General features: G+C 63.4%; 20 protein-coding genes and 1 pseudogene. 10 read left to right on the top strand and 11 right to left on the bottom strand.

The window, feature by feature from the left end; genetic code table 11:
• The 3 genes and pseudogenes from CHB90_RS19835 to CHB90_RS19825 form a co-directional block, all read right to left on the bottom strand.
• A pseudogene (locus tag CHB90_RS19835) lies at positions 1 to 217 on the bottom strand (IS21 family transposase); the annotation flags it as partial.
• A gap of 81 nt (positions 218 to 298) precedes the next feature.
• Positions 299 to 550 (bottom strand): hypothetical protein, encoded by a 252-nt coding sequence (locus tag CHB90_RS19830; protein ID WP_089279587.1) that lies wholly within the window; start codon positions 548 to 550, stop codon positions 299 to 301.
• A gap of 5 nt (positions 551 to 555) precedes the next feature.
• Entirely contained in the window at positions 556 to 1,407 is an 852-nt protein-coding gene (locus CHB90_RS19825; RefSeq protein WP_170941123.1) for an alpha/beta fold hydrolase, read from the bottom strand.
• Positions 1,408 to 1,876: 469 nt separating this feature from the next.
• Here CHB90_RS19825 and CHB90_RS19820 point away from each other — a divergent pair, with 469 nt between their 5' ends.
• Positions 1,877 to 2,167, top strand: a complete 291-nt coding sequence (locus CHB90_RS19820; RefSeq protein WP_089279585.1) for a hypothetical protein — start codon at positions 1,877 to 1,879, stop codon at positions 2,165 to 2,167.
• A gap of 273 nt (positions 2,168 to 2,440) precedes the next feature.
• Here the strand turns inward: CHB90_RS19820 and CHB90_RS19815 are convergent, their stop codons facing one another.
• On the bottom strand, positions 2,441 to 3,109 hold the full coding sequence (locus tag CHB90_RS19815; RefSeq protein WP_089279584.1) for a PRC-barrel domain-containing protein: 669 nt from the start codon (positions 3,107 to 3,109) through the stop codon (positions 2,441 to 2,443).
• Positions 3,110 to 3,297: 188 nt separating this feature from the next.
• Here CHB90_RS19815 and glpK point away from each other — a divergent pair, with 188 nt between their 5' ends.
• The 5 genes from glpK to CHB90_RS19790 all read left to right on the top strand — a co-directional run bounded on the left by glpK (position 3,298) and on the right by CHB90_RS19790 (position 8,901).
• Entirely contained in the window at positions 3,298 to 4,797 is a 1,500-nt protein-coding gene (gene glpK / locus CHB90_RS19810) for a glycerol kinase GlpK (protein ID WP_089279583.1), read from the top strand.
• Positions 4,798 to 4,800: 3 nt separating this feature from the next.
• A complete protein-coding gene (locus tag CHB90_RS19805; RefSeq protein ID WP_089279582.1) occupies positions 4,801 to 5,421 on the top strand; it encodes a nucleoside triphosphate hydrolase in 621 nt (206 codons plus the stop codon).
• A 143-nt stretch (positions 5,422 to 5,564) separates the two neighbouring features.
• A complete protein-coding gene (locus CHB90_RS19800) occupies positions 5,565 to 6,335 on the top strand; it encodes an HAD-IIB family hydrolase (RefSeq protein ID WP_089279581.1) in 771 nt (256 codons plus the stop codon).
• A gap of 5 nt (positions 6,336 to 6,340) precedes the next feature.
• Positions 6,341 to 7,573 carry a glycosyltransferase family protein gene (locus tag CHB90_RS19795; protein WP_089279580.1) on the top strand — a complete coding sequence of 411 codons (1,233 nt, stop codon included), beginning with the start codon at positions 6,341 to 6,343 and terminating at the stop codon, positions 7,571 to 7,573.
• Positions 7,574 to 7,674: 101 nt separating this feature from the next.
• A complete protein-coding gene (locus CHB90_RS19790; RefSeq protein ID WP_089279579.1) occupies positions 7,675 to 8,901 on the top strand; it encodes a peptidoglycan-binding domain-containing protein in 1,227 nt (408 codons plus the stop codon).
• Between the two features lie 6 nt (positions 8,902 to 8,907).
• Here the strand turns inward: CHB90_RS19790 and CHB90_RS19785 are convergent, their stop codons facing one another.
• The 4 genes from CHB90_RS19785 to rfbC form a co-directional block, all read right to left on the bottom strand.
• Complete coding sequence (locus CHB90_RS19785) at positions 8,908 to 10,674, bottom strand: alpha-amylase family glycosyl hydrolase (protein ID WP_089279578.1); 1,767 nt, start codon at positions 10,672 to 10,674, stop codon at positions 8,908 to 8,910.
• 178 nt (positions 10,675 to 10,852) lie between these two features.
• On the bottom strand, positions 10,853 to 11,698 hold the full coding sequence (gene rfbD, locus CHB90_RS19780) for a dTDP-4-dehydrorhamnose reductase (RefSeq protein WP_089279577.1): 846 nt from the start codon (positions 11,696 to 11,698) through the stop codon (positions 10,853 to 10,855).
• Positions 11,695 to 12,738 carry a dTDP-glucose 4,6-dehydratase gene (gene rfbB, locus CHB90_RS19775; RefSeq protein ID WP_089279576.1) on the bottom strand — a complete coding sequence of 348 codons (1,044 nt, stop codon included), beginning with the start codon at positions 12,736 to 12,738 and terminating at the stop codon, positions 11,695 to 11,697. Before rfbB ends, rfbD begins: the two co-directional genes overlap by 4 nt.
• The gene (gene rfbC / locus CHB90_RS19770; protein WP_089279575.1) at positions 12,735 to 13,304 is read right to left on the bottom strand and encodes a dTDP-4-dehydrorhamnose 3,5-epimerase; all 570 of its coding nucleotides are present in this window, start codon (positions 13,302 to 13,304) and stop codon (positions 12,735 to 12,737) included. Before rfbC ends, rfbB begins: the two co-directional genes overlap by 4 nt.
• Before the next feature lie 188 nt (positions 13,305 to 13,492).
• On the opposite strand from rfbC, the gene rfbA reads away from it, so the two are divergent.
• Genes rfbA through CHB90_RS19750 form a run of 4 tightly spaced genes read left to right on the top strand, consistent with a single transcriptional unit; the run spans position 13,493 to position 16,693 of the window.
• Positions 13,493 to 14,368: a glucose-1-phosphate thymidylyltransferase RfbA gene (rfbA, locus tag CHB90_RS19765; protein ID WP_089279574.1), complete on the top strand. Its 876-nt coding sequence runs from the start codon at positions 13,493 to 13,495 to the stop codon at positions 14,366 to 14,368.
• Entirely contained in the window at positions 14,365 to 15,147 is a 783-nt protein-coding gene (locus tag CHB90_RS19760) for an enoyl-CoA hydratase-related protein (protein ID WP_089279573.1), read from the top strand. Before rfbA ends, CHB90_RS19760 begins: the two co-directional genes overlap by 4 nt.
• Positions 15,147 to 15,665: a thioesterase family protein gene (locus CHB90_RS19755; RefSeq protein ID WP_089279572.1), complete on the top strand. Its 519-nt coding sequence runs from the start codon at positions 15,147 to 15,149 to the stop codon at positions 15,663 to 15,665. Before CHB90_RS19760 ends, CHB90_RS19755 begins: the two co-directional genes overlap by 1 nt.
• Positions 15,666 to 15,724: 59 nt before the next feature.
• On the top strand, positions 15,725 to 16,693 hold the full coding sequence (locus tag CHB90_RS19750; protein ID WP_089279571.1) for an SMP-30/gluconolactonase/LRE family protein: 969 nt from the start codon (positions 15,725 to 15,727) through the stop codon (positions 16,691 to 16,693).
• Between the two features lie 65 nt (positions 16,694 to 16,758).
• On the opposite strand, the gene CHB90_RS19745 is transcribed toward CHB90_RS19750, so the two are convergent.
• The 3 genes from CHB90_RS19745 to CHB90_RS19735 are packed head-to-tail and all read right to left on the bottom strand — an operon-like array spanning position 16,759 to position 19,566.
• Entirely contained in the window at positions 16,759 to 17,745 is a 987-nt protein-coding gene (locus tag CHB90_RS19745; protein ID WP_089279570.1) for an ABC transporter substrate-binding protein, read from the bottom strand.
• Positions 17,746 to 17,797: 52 nt separating this feature from the next.
• Positions 17,798 to 18,649, bottom strand: coding sequence for an ABC transporter permease (locus tag CHB90_RS19740; RefSeq protein ID WP_089279569.1), 852 nt, complete (start codon positions 18,647 to 18,649; stop codon positions 17,798 to 17,800).
• Complete coding sequence (locus tag CHB90_RS19735; RefSeq protein WP_245823308.1) at positions 18,646 to 19,566, bottom strand: ABC transporter permease; 921 nt, start codon at positions 19,564 to 19,566, stop codon at positions 18,646 to 18,648. Before CHB90_RS19735 ends, CHB90_RS19740 begins: the two co-directional genes overlap by 4 nt.
• Between the last annotated feature and the right edge of the window lie 109 nt (positions 19,567 to 19,675).

Here is a 19,675-nt window from a genome sequence, read left to right as displayed (position 1 = left end):
CGTTTGTCGCCAGCATCTCGTCGAGTTCGTCCTTCCAAGGACCGATCTTCGGCTGCGGCTGGACGGTCCGCTCGTAGGTGTGCTCGGTCGCACCGGACCGGATCACCTTGCGCACCGTGTTCCGTGAAATCCGCAGTTCCCGGCAGATCTGCTTGATCGGCTTCTTGTCCTGAAAATACGCCCGACGGATCTTCGCAATCGTCTCCACAACCAACATCCCACACTGTGCTCCCCGATAGCCTCGGGAGCATCATCCACATCAGTGTAAGGGGGTCATTGTTGGACGCCGATCACCCCGTTACGGGGTCAAAATTGCATGCCTGTTCACAGCCAACATGCCATTGGCAAGGATCGTCAGGATCGGCAGCGTGGCGGACGCGGTAAATCGGTCGCGTGGGCCGTCTGGTATCAGTGGGCCCAGCAATTCTGCCGACAGCGCCGCGATGACGGACAGGGCCGACAGCAGTGCCACCCGCACCCATAGAATGCGGCTGATCCGACGCAGGGTCAGCATGGTCTGGACGAAACTGAAAGCGCGTTTGTTCGCCATCCCCGTCAACCGGCGGCCAGCGCGTCATGCGGCAGCGACAACCATCCGCGCAACGTCCGCGCGAATTGCTGCGGCTGTTCGACAAAAGGCAGATGGCCGCCGGGCACAAGCTGTGCCTGCGCTTGCGGTAGATGGTGAAGTAACTTGATCTGATGTTGCGCGGGCACCACGCAGTCATGGCGCCCGATGATGGCCAGGCAGGGTTTGTCGATCCGTTCCATCGTGGCAGTCACATCCTGTTCCAGAACCCATTTTCCGAATTGCCGGATTGCCTCGGGTGTGCAGCGTCGCAGACTTTGCCGCATCTCATCGGGGACGTGCCGGGCCGCTGCACGCGGCATCACAGTCGCCATTGTGCGCTCGAAATTGTTTCTTGTCGCCAGACCCAGTCGCCAGAGCAGCGGCATGGTCCATCGTCCGGCATAGTCATGCGCCATCAGGGCTGCACCCAGGTCACGCGGCAGATCGCGGTGGCCGGTGATGGGGGCACCCACCAGCACCAGAGAGCGCACAAGATGCGGCGCGCGCCACGCCAAAAGCAGACTCACCAGGCCGCCGGTTGAATGGCCGACCAGATGGACCGGGCGTCCGTCCGAAAACTCGGCAATCCGGGTCTCCATCTGATCCAGCCAGCGGTCGCCGTGGAGCAACTCGACCACCTGCTTGGCCGTCTCGCCAGCGCTGTGCCCCGGAAGATCCAGCAGCAGGTGGTTGCGCAGGCCCATGCTTTGGCAGATCGGTGCCCAGGCATCGCTGGTCATGAACAGGCCGGGCAGGAAAACCACAGGATTCGCCGCCGTCCGCAGTGGCTGGACAGGGATTGGTCTGCCACGGGTCGAACAGGGGATGGCATTCATGTCTGGCGTGTCCTTCGAAAGCGGGAAAAGCCCCGCAATGGCGTAACGCATGTGTCTGACGATTCGTTCCCCGCAGCTTCGTTAACGGGGAATTCAGACCGCAAGGGAACCTTTTCCGCATTGGCGGAGTTTTGCTATTGAAGACAGCGGACGGAGGCATGTTTTGCGGCACAGCGCCGCGTTGCCATGACATTGCCCTCCGCTGGGGCGCTGCCTGAGCGGCGCCATTCGTTGAAACAGGTTGGCCGATGGGGGGCGACGTAGATGAATACGACTTGCCGACAGACGCCAACAGGGCCGTCGCGGTGCACGCCGCCACCTGGCCGCCCGTGGTTTCGACCGAACGGCCGCTAGGCCCGCCAAGCGACAAAACAACAGCAAGACCATGAAAAACAGGGCCGCCGCCATGATGGCGCGACCCGACGGGCAAGGTTTGCCCAATGACCGCAACCGGACCAGGAGGATCACAATGCTCCGTATCATCGCCCTCACCTTCGCCGCCGCTCTGCTGACGGCCCCCGCGAATGCGCAGGTCCGGGATGCGCTTGCCGCTGATCTGTACCAGTTCGTAGAAGCGTTCGAACTGGCCGAGGTGCCGCCTGCGGGTCAGGCCCGCCTGCAGATGATTGTCGATCATCCGTCCGCCTCACATGTGGCCAAGCTGGTGGCGATCCATGACGTTCTGGAACAGCACGATGCGCTGGTCCACATCGACATGCATGGGACGCAGTCAACGCTGCATTCCGCGCTGCGCGACTGACACTCAACGCTATGGCCTTCTTGAACGCCCGCCGTATTCAGCGGCGGGCTTTTTTTGTCATGTGGCTGCTGTCCCCAAGGCGCGGCTTTCGCGATGATCCGCACAAGAACACGCCCCCGGCGGAGCACCGACGGGGGCGTTGGGATGCGAGCGGGGGAGGGGAGGAAACGCGCCCGCATCATTTCGTGCCTTGATACCTAAGAAATGCCTGACGAGAGGTTTGGTTCCCGCACTGATCCACTTTTTTACAATCGTCCCAGGCGAGCGTCCCGGTCAGGCGCTTTCGGTGCCGACCTGTTCCAGATCAGCGCGCGTCGCATCGACCACAAGATGGCCGCCGCTCTCTGCCCGATAGCGCAGGCGGTCGTAGGGCAGATCAACCGGCCCCCCGGCGGGTGTATCCGTCAGGCGCAATGCGCGGATGGTCCGGGTGGCTGGCTCAAACATCAGCCCCGTCAGGTGTCCAAGCTCTCCGTCATGGCCAAAGACCGCCGCGCCGATCCAGTCGCCAGCCTGTTCCAGCGGGGCGACCAATTCATTGGCGGTCTGGGTGTCGGGCGATGTCGGGTCAGACTCCGGCGGGTTGGCTCGCAACGCCGACAGTGCCAGCAGGGGGGCAAAGCTGGTGCCCAGCGGACCGGCCACAACCATCGGCCAAATGGACAGGTCCATTGCGTCCTGTTCCAGCACCTCGGGCCAGCTGAGCGCCTCGTCGATTTCATCGTCCCCCACCGACAGGGTCCAGCCGCCGCCATCGTGCACCGGCGTGGACAGGCGGGCCGCGTCGATCAGCGCTTCTGTCCGGGGGGCGGAATGCGCCATCTCGATTGCGACAAGGCGGATGCGCCCGTTGCCACGATCAAAAAAGACCTCGCGCAGACCTGCCGGGCCGGAATGTGTCTCAAGCGGTGTCTCAAATAGCTCTGAAAGGTCGTGCAACATGGGGGTCTCTCCTTGTGCATCCTGCGGGTGGGCGGCGCGCGCACCCGTCACTGTGGTCCTGTAAGGAACGCGCGCCACCCTTGCGGCGTTCCCCCTACGGGCATGGCACTACCTTGTCAGCGCAGACGGCCAGAGCTACTCACTGAGGGGCGGTGCAGCGCAGGCGCCAAACTCGGGAGGAGCGGACCATGGGCTATATTCTCGCCATAGATCAGGGCACCACATCCAGCCGGGCCCTGCTTTTCGATCAGGATTTGCAGATCGTCAGTTCTGCGCAAGAGGAGTTTCCCCAACACTTTCCAGCTTCTGGCTGGGTCGAACATGATCCGTCGGACCTGTGGGCGACCACCGCCGCCACCTGCCGCGCCGCCATCGAAAAGGCAGGGATCAGCGCACAGGAGATTGCCGCTATCGGCATCACCAATCAGCGCGAAACAACGGTGGTCTGGGATCGCAAGACCGGAAAACCGATCCATAACGCCATTGTCTGGCAGGACAGGCGGACCTCTGACCTGTGTCGCAGGCTCAAGGACGCGGGTCACGAAGGCACAGTCACCGACACCACCGGACTGCTGCTGGACCCCTATTTTTCGGGAACCAAGCTGGCCTGGCTGCTGGACACCGTCGAGGGTGCTCGCGAACGGGCCAAGGCAGGGGATCTGCTGTTCGGCACCGTTGACAGCTGGCTGATCTGGAACCTGACCGGCGGCGCGCGCCATGTCACCGATGCCACCAATGCGGCGCGCACCATGCTGTTCGACATCCACCGTGGGACATGGTCGGACGAGATGTGCGCCATGCTGGACATCCCCAAGTCGATGTTGCCAGAGGTTTTGGACTGCGCCGCCGATTTCGGCATGACGCGCGCCGATCTGTTTGGGCGCGAAATCCCGATCCTTGGGGTTGCGGGCGACCAGCAGGCCGCCACCGTGGGGCAGGCCTGTTTCCAGCCCGGCATGCTGAAATCCACCTATGGCACCGGCTGCTTTGCCCTGCTCAACACTGGCGAAACACCCGTGCGCAGCGAAAACCGGCTGCTGACCACCATCGCCTATCAACTGGACGGCAAGCGCAGCTACGCGCTCGAGGGATCGATCTTTGTTGCGGGCGCGGTGGTGCAATGGCTGCGTGACGGGCTGAAGATCATTCGGGATGCGGCAGAGACGCAGCCGCTGGCCGAAACCGCCGATGCCGGACAGGACGTGATCTTGGTGCCCGCCTTCACCGGTCTTGGCGCGCCGTATTGGAACGCCGATTGCCGTGGCGCGATCTTTGGCCTGACCCGCAATTCCGGCCCGGCGGAACTGGCGCGCGCGGCGCTGGAATCCGTAGGCTATCAGACTCGTGATCTGCTGGAGGCGATGCAGGCGGATTGGGACGCCTCTGGCGGCGGGGACAGAACCGCTGCGACGCTCCGGGTCGATGGCGGCATGACCGCCTCTGACTGGGCGATGCAGTTCCTGTCGGACATCATTGGCGCGTCAGTCGACCGTCCCGAGGTGCTGGAAACCACCGCGATGGGGGCGGCCTGGTTGGCCGGTCAACGCGCCGGAGTGTATCCCGACATGGCGGGCTTTGCCGACACCTGGGCGCTGGAACGGCGGTTTGAACCGGATATGGATGAAGATACCCGTGCAGCAAAATACGCCGCTTGGAAACGCGCCGTTGCGGCGGCGCAGGAGGTCTGAGACATGATCCCCGATACGGACCTGCAACAGATCACCGACCACCTGAGCCACGTCACCGCCAAAGGCCGCCGCATGATGCTGGCGGTCGCGGGGCCGCCCGGATCGGGCAAATCCACCTTGGCAGAGGCGCTGGTCGGTCACCTTGGTCCGCGCGCCGTGCTTATGCCGATGGACGGGTTTCACCTCGACAACCGCCTGCTGGAGCCGCGCGGCCTACTGCCGCGCAAAGGCGCGCCGGAGAGCTTTGATTTCGACGGTCTCAAGGCGACGCTCGCCCGGGTCGCCGCTGAACCGTCCGTCCTCTTGCCAGTCTTTGACCGTTCCCGCGAGATCGCCATCGCGGGCGCGCAAGAGATTGGCCCGGATACGGACACCGTTGTGGTTGAGGGCAACTACCTCTGTTTTGCCGAAACACCGTGGGACAGCCTGATGCCGCTTTGGGATGCAACCGTCTTTCTGGAGGTCCCCGAGGCGGAATTGGAACGCCGTCTGATCAGCCGCTGGCTTGGCTATGGATATGCGCCAGAGGACGCCCGGCAAAAGGCCCTGTCCAACGACATCCCGAACGCGCGTCGGGTGCTGGCCGGTCGGGCCCCGGTGGACGTTGTGGTGCATCAAACCTGATATGCCTAGAAAAAAGGCAATTCGGGTGAATTGCAGGCGTTTGCATAGTTTTTGCGCACACTGCCTGCGCTGTGCGCGTCACCTCTGGCCTGCCCCGCCATCGCCCGCCATAACGGGACGGCAATGATAAATCGGCACACCGCGTGACAGAACTTGTCGTCTTCAGCGATCTGGACGGAACCCTTCTGGATCACGAAACCTACTCATACGCTGCGGCGCAACCGGCGCTGGACGCGCTTGGGGCGCGGGGCATTCCGCTGATCCTTGCCACCTCCAAGACCGCCGCCGAGGTCGCAGTGCTGCACAAGTCACTGAAACTTGGGCAATGGCCCGCCATCGTCGAAAACGGTGCGGGCATCTACCGTCCCGGCAGCAAAGACGCGGACACCGCCCCCTATGCGGCGATCCGCGCCGCACTGGATACACTTCCCGCCGACCTGCGTGGGTCTTTTACCGGCTTTGGCGACATGACGGACGCCAAGGTCGTGCAGATCACCGGCCTGCCACTGGAATCGGCACAGCGCGCGCGGCAACGCCAACACTCAGAGCCGGGTCTCTGGCACGGCAGCGATGCGGAACGCGCCATCTTTCTGGCCGCCCTTGCGGAACTGGGCATTCAGGCCCGTGCAGGGGGGCGTTTCCTGACGCTCTCACACGGGCGGACCAAGGCGGATGGCTTACGCCAGATTGCCGCCGAATTGGGCGCCCGCCGCACGCTGGCGCTGGGCGACGCCCCCAATGACACCGACATGCTGCAGGCCGCCAGCCTCGGCGTCATCGTGCGCAATGACCACGGCCCCGGCATCCCCGAATTGCCCGGTGAGGCACAGGGCACCATCCGGCGCACCACCCAGCCCGGACCCTCTGGTTGGGCCGAGGCGGTGCTGGCCATTCTGAACGACATAAAGGACTGACTCGCATGGCGGATTTTCACCAGAACGGCAATATCGCCCAGTTTCACAACCTGCGGTCCCGCCCAGTCGAGGAATTGATCTACGAGATTGAAACCTACGCCCAGACCCGCAAGATCAGCCTTGTCCTGCCCTGCCTGTATTCCGAACTCGAAGGTCCGGCCATGGGCAACATCATCGACGAGCTGAGCAAGGTGTCCTACCTGCACCGCGTCATCATCGGGCTGGACCGCGCCGATGAGGCCCAGTTCCGCCGCGCGCGCGATTTCTTTGCCCGCCTGCCGCAGGATCATGTGGTGCTCTGGAATGACAGCCCCCGGATGCAGGCACTGAACGCCAAACTGGTCGACATGGGACTGGCCCCCGAGGAGCAAGGCAAGGGCAAGAACATGTGGACCTGCATGGGCTACCTGATTTCCTGCGCCGACACCGCCGTGATGGCCCTGCACGACTGCGATATCGTCACCTACAAACGCGACCTGCTGGATCGGCTGGTCTATCCGGTGGTGAACCCCAATTTCCGCTATCAACTGTCCAAGGGGTATTATCCGCGCATCGGCGACGGCAAGCTGAACGGGCGGGTGACACGGCTGTTGGTCTCACCGCTGTTGATCGCGCTGAAAAAGGTGGTGGGGGACCGCGATTACATCGATTATCTGCGCGCCTTTCGCTATCCGCTTTCGGGTGAATTTGCGCTGCGCACCTCGCTGTTGCCGGACCTGCGCATCCCGTCGGACTGGGGGCTGGAAATCGGTGTCCTGTCAGAGGTCTGGCGCAATCTGGGGCGGCATTCCGTCTGTCAGGTGGAAATCGCCGATGCCTATGACCACAAACACCAGGACGTCAGCGAAGCGGATGCCGCGACTGGCCTCAACCGCATGTCGATGGACATCTGCAAGGCGATCTTTCGCAAGCTGGCCGCCGATGGCACGGTGTTCACGCCCAATGTCTTTCGCGCGCTAAAGGCCACCTACTACCGCGTCGCGCTGGATCTGGTGGAATTCTACGACAACGACGCCAAGATGAACGGCCTGACCATCGACCGCCACCGTGAGGAAAAGACCATCGAGTTGTTCGCCAACAACATCATGGAGGCGGGCCATGTCTTTCTCGACAAGCCGAATGAGACCCCCTTTGTCCCGAACTGGAGCCGCGTAAACGCCGCCGACGCCGGGATTGTCAGTGAATTGCGCGCTGCCGTGGCGGCGGATTGCGAAGAATTTGCACCGGTGGCCTTCTGATCCATCGCACCACCCGCCACCGTCGACGGGAGGGATCGAACCCGTTAGGCTTTGCTTGAACGCCAAGCAAAGTGGCGACTCGGGACGGTACGGAGGATGGCATGGTAAAGTGGACAGCGGGACTGGCGCTATTGGGCGCCCTTGTGGCGGGCCCTTCGTTTGCGGCCTTCATCACCGGCGATGCGCTGGTTATCGGCAATGCGGCCCCCGGCGATGGCGCGACGGGGTTCGGCCCGGCCGAGGTGCAGCAGGTGGCCCACGCCCTGCGCCTGCGCGGGCAAGAGGTCGAGGCACTGGCAAACGGTGGGCATGACGCCATGGCGCAGGCCGTTGGGGCATTTTCCGCCTCCATTTCCGAGGATGAGACGCCCCTGATCGTCGTGCTGTCGGGCGTGTTCGCGCAGGGGGCGGACGGGGTCTACTTGCAGCCCTCCGGTCCGCAACAAGGGACCGCGCAGCCGGGTCTGTCCCTGTCCGCCGTATTGGACGTTCTGGCGCAAAGCCCGCGCCGCGCCTTTCTGGTACTAGGCGAAACGGGGCCTGACATTGGGCCTGACTCTGGGCTTGCCACGCTGGACATTCCGGACGGTGTGACCGTGATCCGTGGCCCGTCCGATCAGGTGGCGCAGTTCGCCGCCGGTGAGATGGCGCACCCTGGAACGCGGCTGACGCAGGCGGCAGAGGGCTATGACCTGATCATCGCGGGACATACAGCGGACAGCCTTGTCGTGCTGGAACATACAGAGGTCAGACCGCCGACCGAGGCGGAACAGGCTGCCGCGCGTGACCGGGCGCGGCAGGTCGACGATCTGGCCTGGCAACGGGCGCAAGGCGGGGACAGCGCGGCGGCATATCGTGCCTATCTGGACAGTTTCCCACAGGGGCGGCACGCGGACAGGGCAAAGGCACGCATAACTGAAGCGGCGCTGGCGCTGAACGTCACCGCGCGCAGGGCGATCCAGCGCGATCTGGCGCAACTGGGTTTTGACACACGCGGCATCGACGGCATTTTTGGCCCGCGCACGCGCGGATCGATTGCCGCATGGCAAAACCGGAACGGGGCAGATGTGACGGGCTACCTTGATGCCGCACAGATTGCGCAATTGGCGGACCTCGCCGCGGCCCAAGCGCCGCAAGACCCTGTCGCAGCCACACCGCCGGTCAGGCAACCCGCCCGCAATGGCGTGTCGGCTCAGGAAACCGCAACATGGGGCCGCGCACGCGGCGAGACGGGCTTGCGCCTGTATCTGGGGCAATATCCCAACGGCGCGCACGCCCAACGAGCGCGCGTGTTGCTCAGCAATATCCAGCGCGGCTTTGGCCAATAGAGCGCGCTAGGCCCGGTTGGTGATCCACCGGCATTGGTAGGGAGCAAGGGTGACGCCGTCCTCTTCGGGGTGCAGCGTCTCTCCGGACAGCAGGTCGACCCAATGCTCATCGGCAATCAGGTTCAGCGCACGGGGCGGCAGGTCGATCGTTTCCGCACTGACATTGTGCAACGCAAAGATCGACTGGCTGCGATCCAGCGCCTGCCGCCACACGGCAAAGACCCGGTCATCCACCGCCAGCGTAAAGTTGGTCGCATTGGGGTGGAACGCTGCCTGCCGGGATCGCAGCCGCAAGCGGTCTGACATAGCGGCCAGAACCCGCGCCGGATCGCTGCCCGGATCGGCAAGTTTCTCCTGCAAATCGGAATAGTCCCAGCGGTGGCGATTGATCGCGCGGTTCATGCCGCGCCGGGCGACGCCCTCCAGATCGTTGGGCGTGGCCAGCATGGCGTGGATGTAAAAGGCAGGGATGCCCTCCAGCGACATTACGATGGTCTGTGAACAGACGAACCGGTCCACCTGTTTCCCGTCGTCCCCCTTGTAGGTGCGCTGCATGGCGGAAAAGAAGGTGGTGTTCAGTTCATAAACCGCTGTGCCGCCCCCCGGCAGCGCCCGCATGGAGGCAAGCCCGCCAGCCTCCTGCACAGTCTGGATCATCCGCGCGATTTCCTCATCCGGCAGCAGCCCTTCGGCGGGGCGCATTCCGATACCGTCATGGCTGGCGGAAAAGTTCAGATAGGCGCAACCGTGCGGGGCAGGCGGCATCGCCCGTTGCCAGTTCGACAGGGATTTCGCGTCGCCCGACAGCATCGCATGCAGGATCAGCGGCGGCAGCGGAAAGTTGTAGATCCAGTGCGCCTCGTTCAGCTGGCCGAAATAGCTGAGGTTTTCCGCCTTGGGGACATTGGTTTCGGTCAGCAGGACAATCGGTTCCGCCGCGAAATCGGCCAGCACGCGCAACAGTTGTACAATGGCATGGGTCTTGGGCAGGTGAATGGACGGCGTACCCGGTTCCTTCCAGACAAAGGCCACCGCGTCCAGCCGGATGATCTTGACCCCCGCATCCACATGCAGGCGGATGATGCGGATGATCTCCAGCAGGACCTCGGGGTTGCGGAAATCCAGATCAACCTGATCATGGCTGAAGGTACACCAGACATGCCGCGTGCCCATCGCTGTCTCGACCTCTTGCAGCAGCGGCGTGATGCGCGGGCGCACCACCATCGACAGGTCATCGTCCGGCGAGGCTTCGTAAAAGAACGTGTCGTAGGGGGCCTGTCCCTGCCGGTAGGCGTTGAACCAGGTGCCCTGACTGGACACATGGTTCAGCACCAGATCCGACATCAGGTGCCATTCGGCGCCGATCCGGCTGATGTCCGGCCAATCGCCCAGCGTCGGGTTGACCTTGCGATAGTCGGTGACGGCAAAACCATCGTCCGAGGTGAAGGGAAAGAACGGAAGGATATGCACCCCGTTCACCACGCCGGGCATATGGCTGCTGAGAAAATCGCGCAACAGGTCCAGCGGTTTGTAAAAGCCGTCGATCAGGCTGTCGCCGTAGGTGATCAGCAGTGCATCCTTTTGCGACCACAACGTGTTTCCGGGTTTGCGCGCGCGTTTGCGGGCGGCGGGTATGGCGGGCCAGAAGGCGTCGATCACCTGCGCGGTCAGTTCGTCCGTGTCACGGTCCGGATAGATCCGCATCAAAAGCGCGCGCAAGCGGGCAGACAACTGGGCCGGTGGCGTCACGGGAAAGGATTCGTCTGTGGTCATGCCCTCATCATAGGCAAGCGGTGACGCAATCTGGAAGCAGTCCGGGGGTATCGCGGCGCGAATAAAAGGCAAATTGCACGGTTGTTGGGCGGGAGGGGGCGCTGCCCCCTCTGCGCCTACGGCGCATTCACCCCCGGGGTATTTTTACAGAGAAGAAGCCGTGATCAGTGTGCAGTGATCAGTGTGCAGCCAATTCTCGCAAGACCTGATCCAGATCGGCCCGCCAATCGGGGCGCGGCACCCCGAACGTCCGGGTGAGGCTTGTGTTGTCCAGACGCGAATTCAGCGGGCGCACGGCAGGCGTGGGGTAGGCGCTGGTTGGGATGTCCTGAACCTCTGGGGTCAGGCCCGCCCGGTCAAAGATCGCGCGGGCGAAATCGGCCCAGCTGACGTTCGGAGCTCCGGAGAGGTGATAGGTGCCGGACTTTTCCGGTGCATGGCGCAGCGCCTGACCCACGGCCAGGCAGGTGCGGGCGATGGCGGCGGCAGAGGTCGGGCCACCGATCTGGTCGGCGACGATGCTCAGCCGGCCGCGTTCCGCCCCCAGCCGTAGCATGGTTTTCACGAAGTTGGTCCCATGTGCCGAGAACACCCACGAGGTGCGCAGGATGGCATGGGGGCCGCCCGCCGCGCGAATGGCCGCTTCTCCGGCCAGTTTCGACCGTCCATAGACATTTATCGGCGCGGTGGGTGCGTCTGGCGCAAAGGGGACTGTGCCGGTGCCGTCAAAGACATAGTCGGTCGAGATATGAACCAGTGCCGCGCCAGTTTGCGCGCAGGCGCGGGCCATGGCGGCGGGGGCCGTGCCGTTGATCAGGGTGGCCCGTGTCTCATCTTCTTCGGCGCGGTCCACGGCGGTGTAGGCGGCGGCGTTGATGACGATATCGGGGCGGTGCTGGTGGATGGCGTCTGCGCAGGCCTGAGGGTTTTCCAGATCGGCGTCGCCGCGGCCAAGGGCTGTAACGTCACCCAGACGCCGCAGTTCTGTCGCGACCTGCCCGGTGCGGCCAAAGACAAGGATCACGCGGTCACTCCCAACCGCTGACCCACACCTTGGCGGTCCTGCAAGGCGCGCCACCAGGGTTCATTCGCCAGATACCAGTCCACGGTCATTTCCAGCCCTTCCTCGACCGTCACCGAAGGTTGCCAGCCCAGCTCAATGCGGATGCGGGCGGGGTCGATGGCATAGCGGGCGTCATGTCCGGGGCGGTCGGTCACAAACTGGATGAGATCGGAATATGACCCCTTCGGCAAGGGGCGCTTGCGGTCAAGGATTGCGCAGAGTGTCTGCACCAGTTGCAGGTTCGTGCGCTCATTCTCGCCACCGATGTTATAGCTGCGCCCAACCGCGCCGCGCGTAATGACCAGCAACAGCGCCTCTGCGTGATCCTCGACATACAGCCAGTCGCGCACGTTGGACCCGTCGCCATAGATGGGCAGCGGCTTGCCCGCCAAGGCGTTCAGGATCACCACCGGGATCAGCTTTTCGGGAAAGTGATATGGGCCGTAATTATTGGAACAATTGGTCAGCACCACCGGCAGCCCGTAGGTCTCGGCCCAGGCGCGTACCAGATGGTCAGACCCGGCCTTGGACGCGGAATAGGGGGACCGTGGATCGTAGGGCGTTTCTTCGGTGAACTGGCCCTCTGGTCCCAGAGAGCCGAATACCTCATCGGTCGAGATGTGGTGAAAGCGAAACGCCTGAGGTTTTCCCGCGCCGGTCCAGAAGGCGCGCGCCGCCTCCAGCAGGTGAAAGGTGCCCATGACATTGGTGTCGATAAAGGTGCCCGGCCCGTCGATGGACCTGTCCACATGGCTTTCGGCGGCCAGGTGCATCACCGCGTCGGGTTGATGCGCGGCGAATACTCGATCCAAGGCGGCGCGGTCACGGATATCGGCCTGCTCAAACGCATAGTTGGGGTGGCCCGCCACGCTGGCGACATTGTCGAGGCAGGCGGCATAGGTCAGCGCATCCAGATTGACCACATCATGGCCCTGCGCAATCGCCCGGCGCACCACGGCAGAGCCGATGAACCCGGCGCCGCCTGTGACCAACAGCTTCATGCCGCGCCCTCCCATGTGAACGGGCTTTGAAAGGATTTGAACGAGGGAGCCTCGGCATCCTTGTCGCTCAGCACCGCAGCGCCGGTCAGCCCCCAGTCGATGCCGATACTGGGGTCGTCAAACCGCACCGCGCCCTCGGTTTCCGGCGCGTAGTAGTCCGAGCATTTGTAGATGATCTCCGTGTCCGGGGTGCGGGTGACAAAGCCATGCAGGAACCCCGCCGGGATCAGCAATTGCTTGCCGTTTTCTGCCGATAACTCCACTCCGATCCAGTTGCCGTAAGTGGGAGATCCGACACGGATATCCACCGCCACGTCAAACAGCCGTCCGCGCCCGCAGCGCACCAGTTTGTCCTGCGCGTGCGGCGGGGCCTGAAAATGCAGGCCCCGTATGGTGTCCACATCTGCCGATAGTGAATGATTGTCCTGCACGAACTCTATCTGGATCCCGTGGTCTGCCATACGCTGCCGGTTCCAGGTTTCACTGAAAAACCCGCGTCCGTCGCCAAACCGGCGCGGTGTCAGGATCATCACGCCGGGCAGCGCGGTGGGTTGTACGTCAAGCATCGGGGCCCCGTCGGTCCTGTCGTTCGCTTCGTTTTACACGGCAGACCGGGCAACAGTAAGGCGCAACCGTGGCCCGTCTGGCACAGGACACCACCTACGGGCCAAGAGTGTTTCCGATTTTGCCTCACTCTTGTCAGAGTGCGCGGGCATCAGACCCGCAACCGTCGAGCAAAAGGGGCACACCACCCATGACACAGCGCAAGGGCATTATTCTGGCCGGGGGATCGGGCACACGGCTGTACCCGATCACCATGGGCGTGTCGAAACAGCTCTTGCCGATCTACGACAAGCCGATGATCTACTACCCGCTGTCGGTGCTGATGCTGACCGGCATCCGCGAGATCTGTATCATCACCACACCGCAGGATCAGGACCAGTTCCGCCGCACGCTGGGCGATGGCAGCCAGTGGGGCCTATCGTTGGACTATGTGGTACAGCCCTCTCCGGACGGGCTGGCGCAGGCTTACCTTCTGGCAGAGGCGTTCCTTGCGGACGCGCCGTCGGCAATGGTGCTGGGGGACAACATCTTTTTCGGTCACGGCCTGCCGGAACAATTGCGCGCGGCGGATGAGCAGGCGGTGGGCGGCACGGTCTTTGGTTATCGGGTGGCCGACCCGGAGCGCTATGGCGTGGTCGATTTCAGCCCGGACGGCACGGTGCGCAGCATCATCGAGAAACCTGTGAAAGCGCCATCTCCCTATGCGGTGACGGGGCTTTACTTCCTTGATGGCTCTGCCCCCGAACGCGCCCGCGCGGTGACGCCCTCTCCTCGGGGAGAGCTGGAGATCACCTCGTTGCTGGAAATGTACCTGCACGCCGGGCTGCTCAACGTGCAGCAGATGGGCCGGGGCTATGCCTGGCTGGACACCGGCACTCATGCGTCCTTGCTGGACGCTGGGAATTTTGTGCGGACCCTGTCGGAACGGCAGGGGCAACAGGTTGGCTGCCCCGAAGAGATCGCCTATCAAAAGGGCTGGATCGACGCCGACGCGCTAATGGAACGTGCGAGGCTGTTCGGAAAATCAGGCTACGGTGCCTACCTTGCACGATTGGTTGAGACATGAGCGACGTCACCACACAGCGACACGGGCGTGTCCTGCTGATCACCTTGGATCGGCCCAAGGCCAACGCCATCGCGGCGGCCACCAGCATGGCGCTGGGCGCGGCATTCCAGACCCTGCAGGACGATGATGGCCTGTCGGTGGGCATCATCACCGGCGGCGGCACGCGGTTCTTTTCCGCCGGCTGGGATCTCAAGGCCGCAGCAGAGGGGGAGGCGGCGGATGCCGATCAGGGTGTCGGCGGTTTTGCCGGGCTGACAGAATTCTGGGGCCTGAAAAAGCCGGTGATCGCCGCCGTCAACGGCATGGCGCTGGGCGGCGGGTTTGAGCTGGCCTTGGCGGCGGACATGATCGTAGCGGCGGATCACGCTGAATTTGGCTTGCCAGAGGCCACCATCGGAGTGGTGCCGGACTCTGGCGGGACAATCCGCCTGCCGCGCCTGCTGCCGCGCGCCGTGGCGATGGAAATGATGATGACGGGGCGCCGCGCCACGGCAGAGGAACTCGCCCGTTGGGGCGTGGTGAATGCGGTTGTCCCCGGCGCTGACCTGCTGGACGCCGCGATGGCGCTGGCGGACCGTGTCGCCGCCTCTGCCCCCTTGTCGTTGCAGGCGATAAAGGAAATCGACCACGCCACCACCGGCTTGAATGAACAGGACGCCTATGCCCGGATGCGGTCCGGCGATTTGCCGATCTATGACAGCATCTACGCCAGCGCGGACGCGGCAGAGGGCATTGCCTCCTTCTCTGAGAAACGTGATCCCGTCTGGAAGGGCCGCTGATGTTGGTGACAGAGACCTTCCTGCACGACTGGACCGGAGAGATCGCGGCCCCGCTGGTGCTGGTCCGCAACACCGTCAAACCCGACTGGGTGGATGAATTTCACCACCTCAACATGGCGCATTTCCTGACCATATGCGATCAGGCAAACTGGGCCTTCTGGAACTGGATCAACGCGCCGGTCCAGACCATCGAGGGGCGGCAGGGCCATGAATACGCCATCGTCGAAAACCACGTCACCTATACCGGCGAACTGGCAGAGGGCGACGCGTTTTCCATTCAGACACACCTGTTGGACGTGGACGCCAAGCGGCTGGTCCTGTTCCATCGGGTGATGGACGCGAATGGCAATCTCAGCGCCACGAATGAGGTCAAATTCCTTGGCTTCAACCTCGATGCGCGCCGCGCCGAAAACTGGCAGCCGCCGGTGGCCGACCGGCTGGCGCAGGTCTTGGCCGCACACGCGACGCTGGAGCGACCTTCGCAAGCAGGGCAAGGGATCGCCCTGAAAAAGCGCTAGAGTGCTTGGCCGGCCCCCAATATCCGCGCCACCACGCGCAGCAGAACAGGAGATTTCAGGTGAGCGACAACGACCTTTTCCCGAACGGTTGGGCGCCGACGACTCGCTATCCCGATCCGGCGGTGCAATCGCTGGACCCCGTCTTTGACAAGTACCGCCTGCCCTTGGCCGGGGTCGAACGGCTGGCCACCGGGATGCGCTGGTCCGAAGGGCCGGTCTGGTTCGGCGATGCCCGCCACCTGTTGTGGAGCGATATTCCAAACAACCGCATCATGCGCTGGGATGAAGAGACCGGGCAGGTCAGCGAATATCGCGCGCCGTCGAATTTTGCCAATGGCCACACGCGGGACCGGCAGGGGCGCCTGATCTCTTGCGAACATGGCGGGCGGCGCATCACCCGGACGGAATATGACGGCACGATCACCGTCCTGATGGACAGCTTTGATGGCAAGCCCCTGAACTCTCCCAATGACATCATCGTCAAATCCGACGGCTCGATCTGGTTCTCGGACCCGGTGTTCGGCATTCTGGGCAACTACGAGGGCTACAGGTCAGAGCCGGAACTGAACCAGAACGTCTATTGCCTCGATCCGGAAACAAGGAAAGCAATCGTTGTCGCCGATGATATCCTTGGCCCCAACGGCCTGTGCTTTTCACCGGATGAAGGCATCCTGTACATCGTCGAGTCGCGCGGCGTCCCGACCCGCAAGATCCTTGCCTACGATATGGGCAGCGACGGGCGCACCCTGTCCAACAAGCGTGTTCAGATCGACGCCGGGCCGGGCACGCCCGACGGGATGCGCTGCGATGTGGAGGGCAACCTGTGGTGCGGCTGGGGCATGGGCGATCCGGAACTGGACGGGGTCATGGTCTTTGCGCCGGATGGCCGACCCATCGGCCGCATCGCCCTGCCCGAACGCTGCGCCAACCTGTGCTTTGGTGGACGCGCCAACAGCCGGATTTTCATGGCGGCGGCACAGTCGGTCTATGCGCTCTATGTCAATGTGGCGGGTGTAAAGGGCGGCTGATCCGCGTGACCCTGTCAAAAACGCGAGGCCCCGCAAAAGGGCCTCGCGTCAGTCGTTTCAACCGCTTATTTCAGCGCCGCGTCCGAGACAACATGCGTCCAGGCACCCTCGGGCTGCTTGGTGATCACGGGGTCCGACCCACCGGCCAGCAGGGTATCGACCGTGCGCTGATAATCCGCCGGGTCCAGAGCGCCGTCTGATCCGCCGGTCAGCTTGGCCACTTCGCCCATCATGCGGATCTGGTGCGCTTCGGTCTGGGCACCGGTCTCATCGTAGTCCAGCACGATCATCGCCGCGTCTTCGGGGTTTTCCTCGGCCCATTTCCAGCCCTTCATCGAGGCTGCAACAAAGCGCGCCATCTTGTCGACATAGGCCGGGTCTTCGAGGTTTTCCTCAAGCACATACAGACCGTCCTCCAGCATCGCGACGCCCTGATCCTCGTACTTGAAGGTGATCAGTTCCGACGGGTCCACGCCCGCGTCGATCACCTGCCAGTATTCGTTGTAGGTCATGGTGCTGATGCAATCGGCCTGACGCTGCAACAGCGGATCGACGTTAAAGCCCTGCTTGAGCACCTCGACGGAGCCTTCGGCCTTGCCGTCGGTGGCGATGTCCAGCTGGCTCATCCATGCGAGGAAGGGGAATTCGTTGCCGAAGAACCAGACACCCAAGGTGCGGTTGTCCAGATCTTGCGGACCTTCGATCCCGGCGTCCTTCCAGCAGGTCAGCATCATGCCCGAGGACTTGAAGGGCTGCGCGATATTGACCAGCGGCAGGCCGTTTTCCCGCGCCGACAGGGCGGCGGGCATCCATTCGACGATCACGTCGGCACCGCCCCCGGCGATCACCTGCGTGGGCGCAATGTCCGGTCCACCGGGCATGACGGTCACGTCCAGATCGGCTTCGTCGTAATAGCCGTTTTCCAGCGCCACATAGTAGCCCGCGAACTGCGCCTGAGTGACCCACTTCAGCTGCAGTTTGATCTCGTCCGCGGCCAGCGCCGGGGACGCGATCCCCAATGCCGCAACGGCGGCGATCCATGTCTGTTTCATCTTTCAGTACCTCCTTGGTGCCTAAGTCGTGTGGCCGGTTTTCCCGGTCCGGTTATCGCCCGCCTCGATACGAGGCGTGCCAGAATGTCATGCGGCGTTCGGCAAGAGCCACCAGCCCGTAGAACGCCGTTCCCGACAGCGCCGACACGAGGATGGCCGACCAAACCATGCCAAGGTCAAGCTGTCCGATGCTGGTCGAGATGCGAAACCCCAACCCTTGGGTCGGACTGCCAAAGAACTCGGCAACGATGGCCCCGATCAGCGCCAGCGTCGAGGAAATCTTGAGCCCGTTAAAGATGAACGGCAGTGCGGCGGGCAGGCGCAGTGTCCACAGCGATTGCCCCCAGGTGGCGGCGTAGGTGCGCATCAGGTCACGCTGCATCGCGGATGTCTCCGACAGGCCCGCGACCGTGTTCACCAGCATCGGGAAATAGACCATCAGCACCACAACCGCCGCCTTGGACTGCCAGCCAAAGCCGAACCACATCACAAGGATGGGCGCGGTGCCCACGATCGGCAGCGCCGCCATGAAGTTGCCCAAGGGCAGCAGCCCGCGGCGCAGGTAGTCGCTGCGGTCCACCAGCAGCGCGGTCAGGAAGGCGGCCCCGCAGCCGATGATATAGCCTGACAACGCGCCTTTCAGGATTGTCTGGGTGAAATCGCCCCAAAGGGTCGACAGGTTCCCGACAAAGCTGGCCGCAATCAGCGAGGGCGGCGGCAGGATCACCGTCGGCACCTGTGTCCCGCGCACGATCAGTTCCCACATGCCCAGCATCGTCGCGCCAAAGATCAGCGGCACCGCAAGGCGCACCGCGCCCGTGTCCCGCGCCGGGCCGTTCGCCAGCATCACGTTCACGCCAAAGCCGACAGCCCAGAGAAGGACGGCAAACATCACAAGTGTCATGGTTTCGCCCCCATCTTGCGCAGGGTCCGCCGCTCCATCCAGCCTGTCGCCCAGACCAGCACCGCCGCAAGACCCGCCGCCACTAGCAGTGCCGCCCAGATCTGTGCGGTCTGGCCGTAATAGCTGCCCGCCAGCATCCGCGCGCCAAGGCCGCCTTTTTGCACCGGCAGTTCCCCAACGATGGCCCCCACAAGGCTGGCCGCGATGGCGATCTTGAGAGAGGCAAACAGATAGGGGACCGATGCGGGCAGGCGCAGCTTCCACAGTACAGCGGTCGTCGGCGCGCTATAGGTGCGCATCAGGTCCATCTGCATGGCATCCGGAGACCGCAGTCCTTTGACCATGCCCACAACCACCGGAAAGAACGACAGATAGGCCGAAATCACCGCCTTGGGGATCAACCCCTGCACCCCAATCGAATAGAGCACCACGATGATCATCGGTGCCAGCGCGACAATCGGGATGGTCTGGCTGACAATCGCCCAAGGCATCACGCTCATATCCATGACGCGGCTGTGCACGATCCCAACAGCCAAGGCGCACCCCAGTACCGTGCCGATCACAAACCCCAGAAAGGTCGCATTCAGCGTCACGATGGCATGGTAAACCAGCGACCGGTTGGACAATGTCCCCGATTTCACGATCCCGCGCCGCCCGTTCAATTCCTCGTCGATGGTCGAGTCGTAGAGTTCCACCAGCACCTGATGCGGCGCGGGCAGCTTGGGCCGGTCCGAGCTCCAGCTATCCCCCAGCGCGTGGGTGTTGCGCATGACCAGCGCCCAGTTGCCCATATCGCGCCGTTCAACCGCCGAGGGGGGCGATACCGCAACCCCCGCGCGTTCAGCCGCCGTCAGTACCTCTTTCACGTTCATTGGCACCACGGCGACATACCACAGCGCAAACAGCGCCAGCACCATGCCAAGAACCGGGGGCAGACGCAGCCAGCGTGGCCATCCCGTCCCGGACTTGCCCCGGGACTTCTTGCCAAGCGTGTCCTCAGACATCTTTCGCCCCTTGTTTACAGGA

Source organism: Antarctobacter heliothermus (genome assembly GCF_900188425.1).
Lineage (GTDB): Bacteria > Pseudomonadota > Alphaproteobacteria > Rhodobacterales > Rhodobacteraceae > Antarctobacter > Antarctobacter heliothermus.
This window is presented reverse-complemented; position numbering and strand designations above follow the sequence as displayed.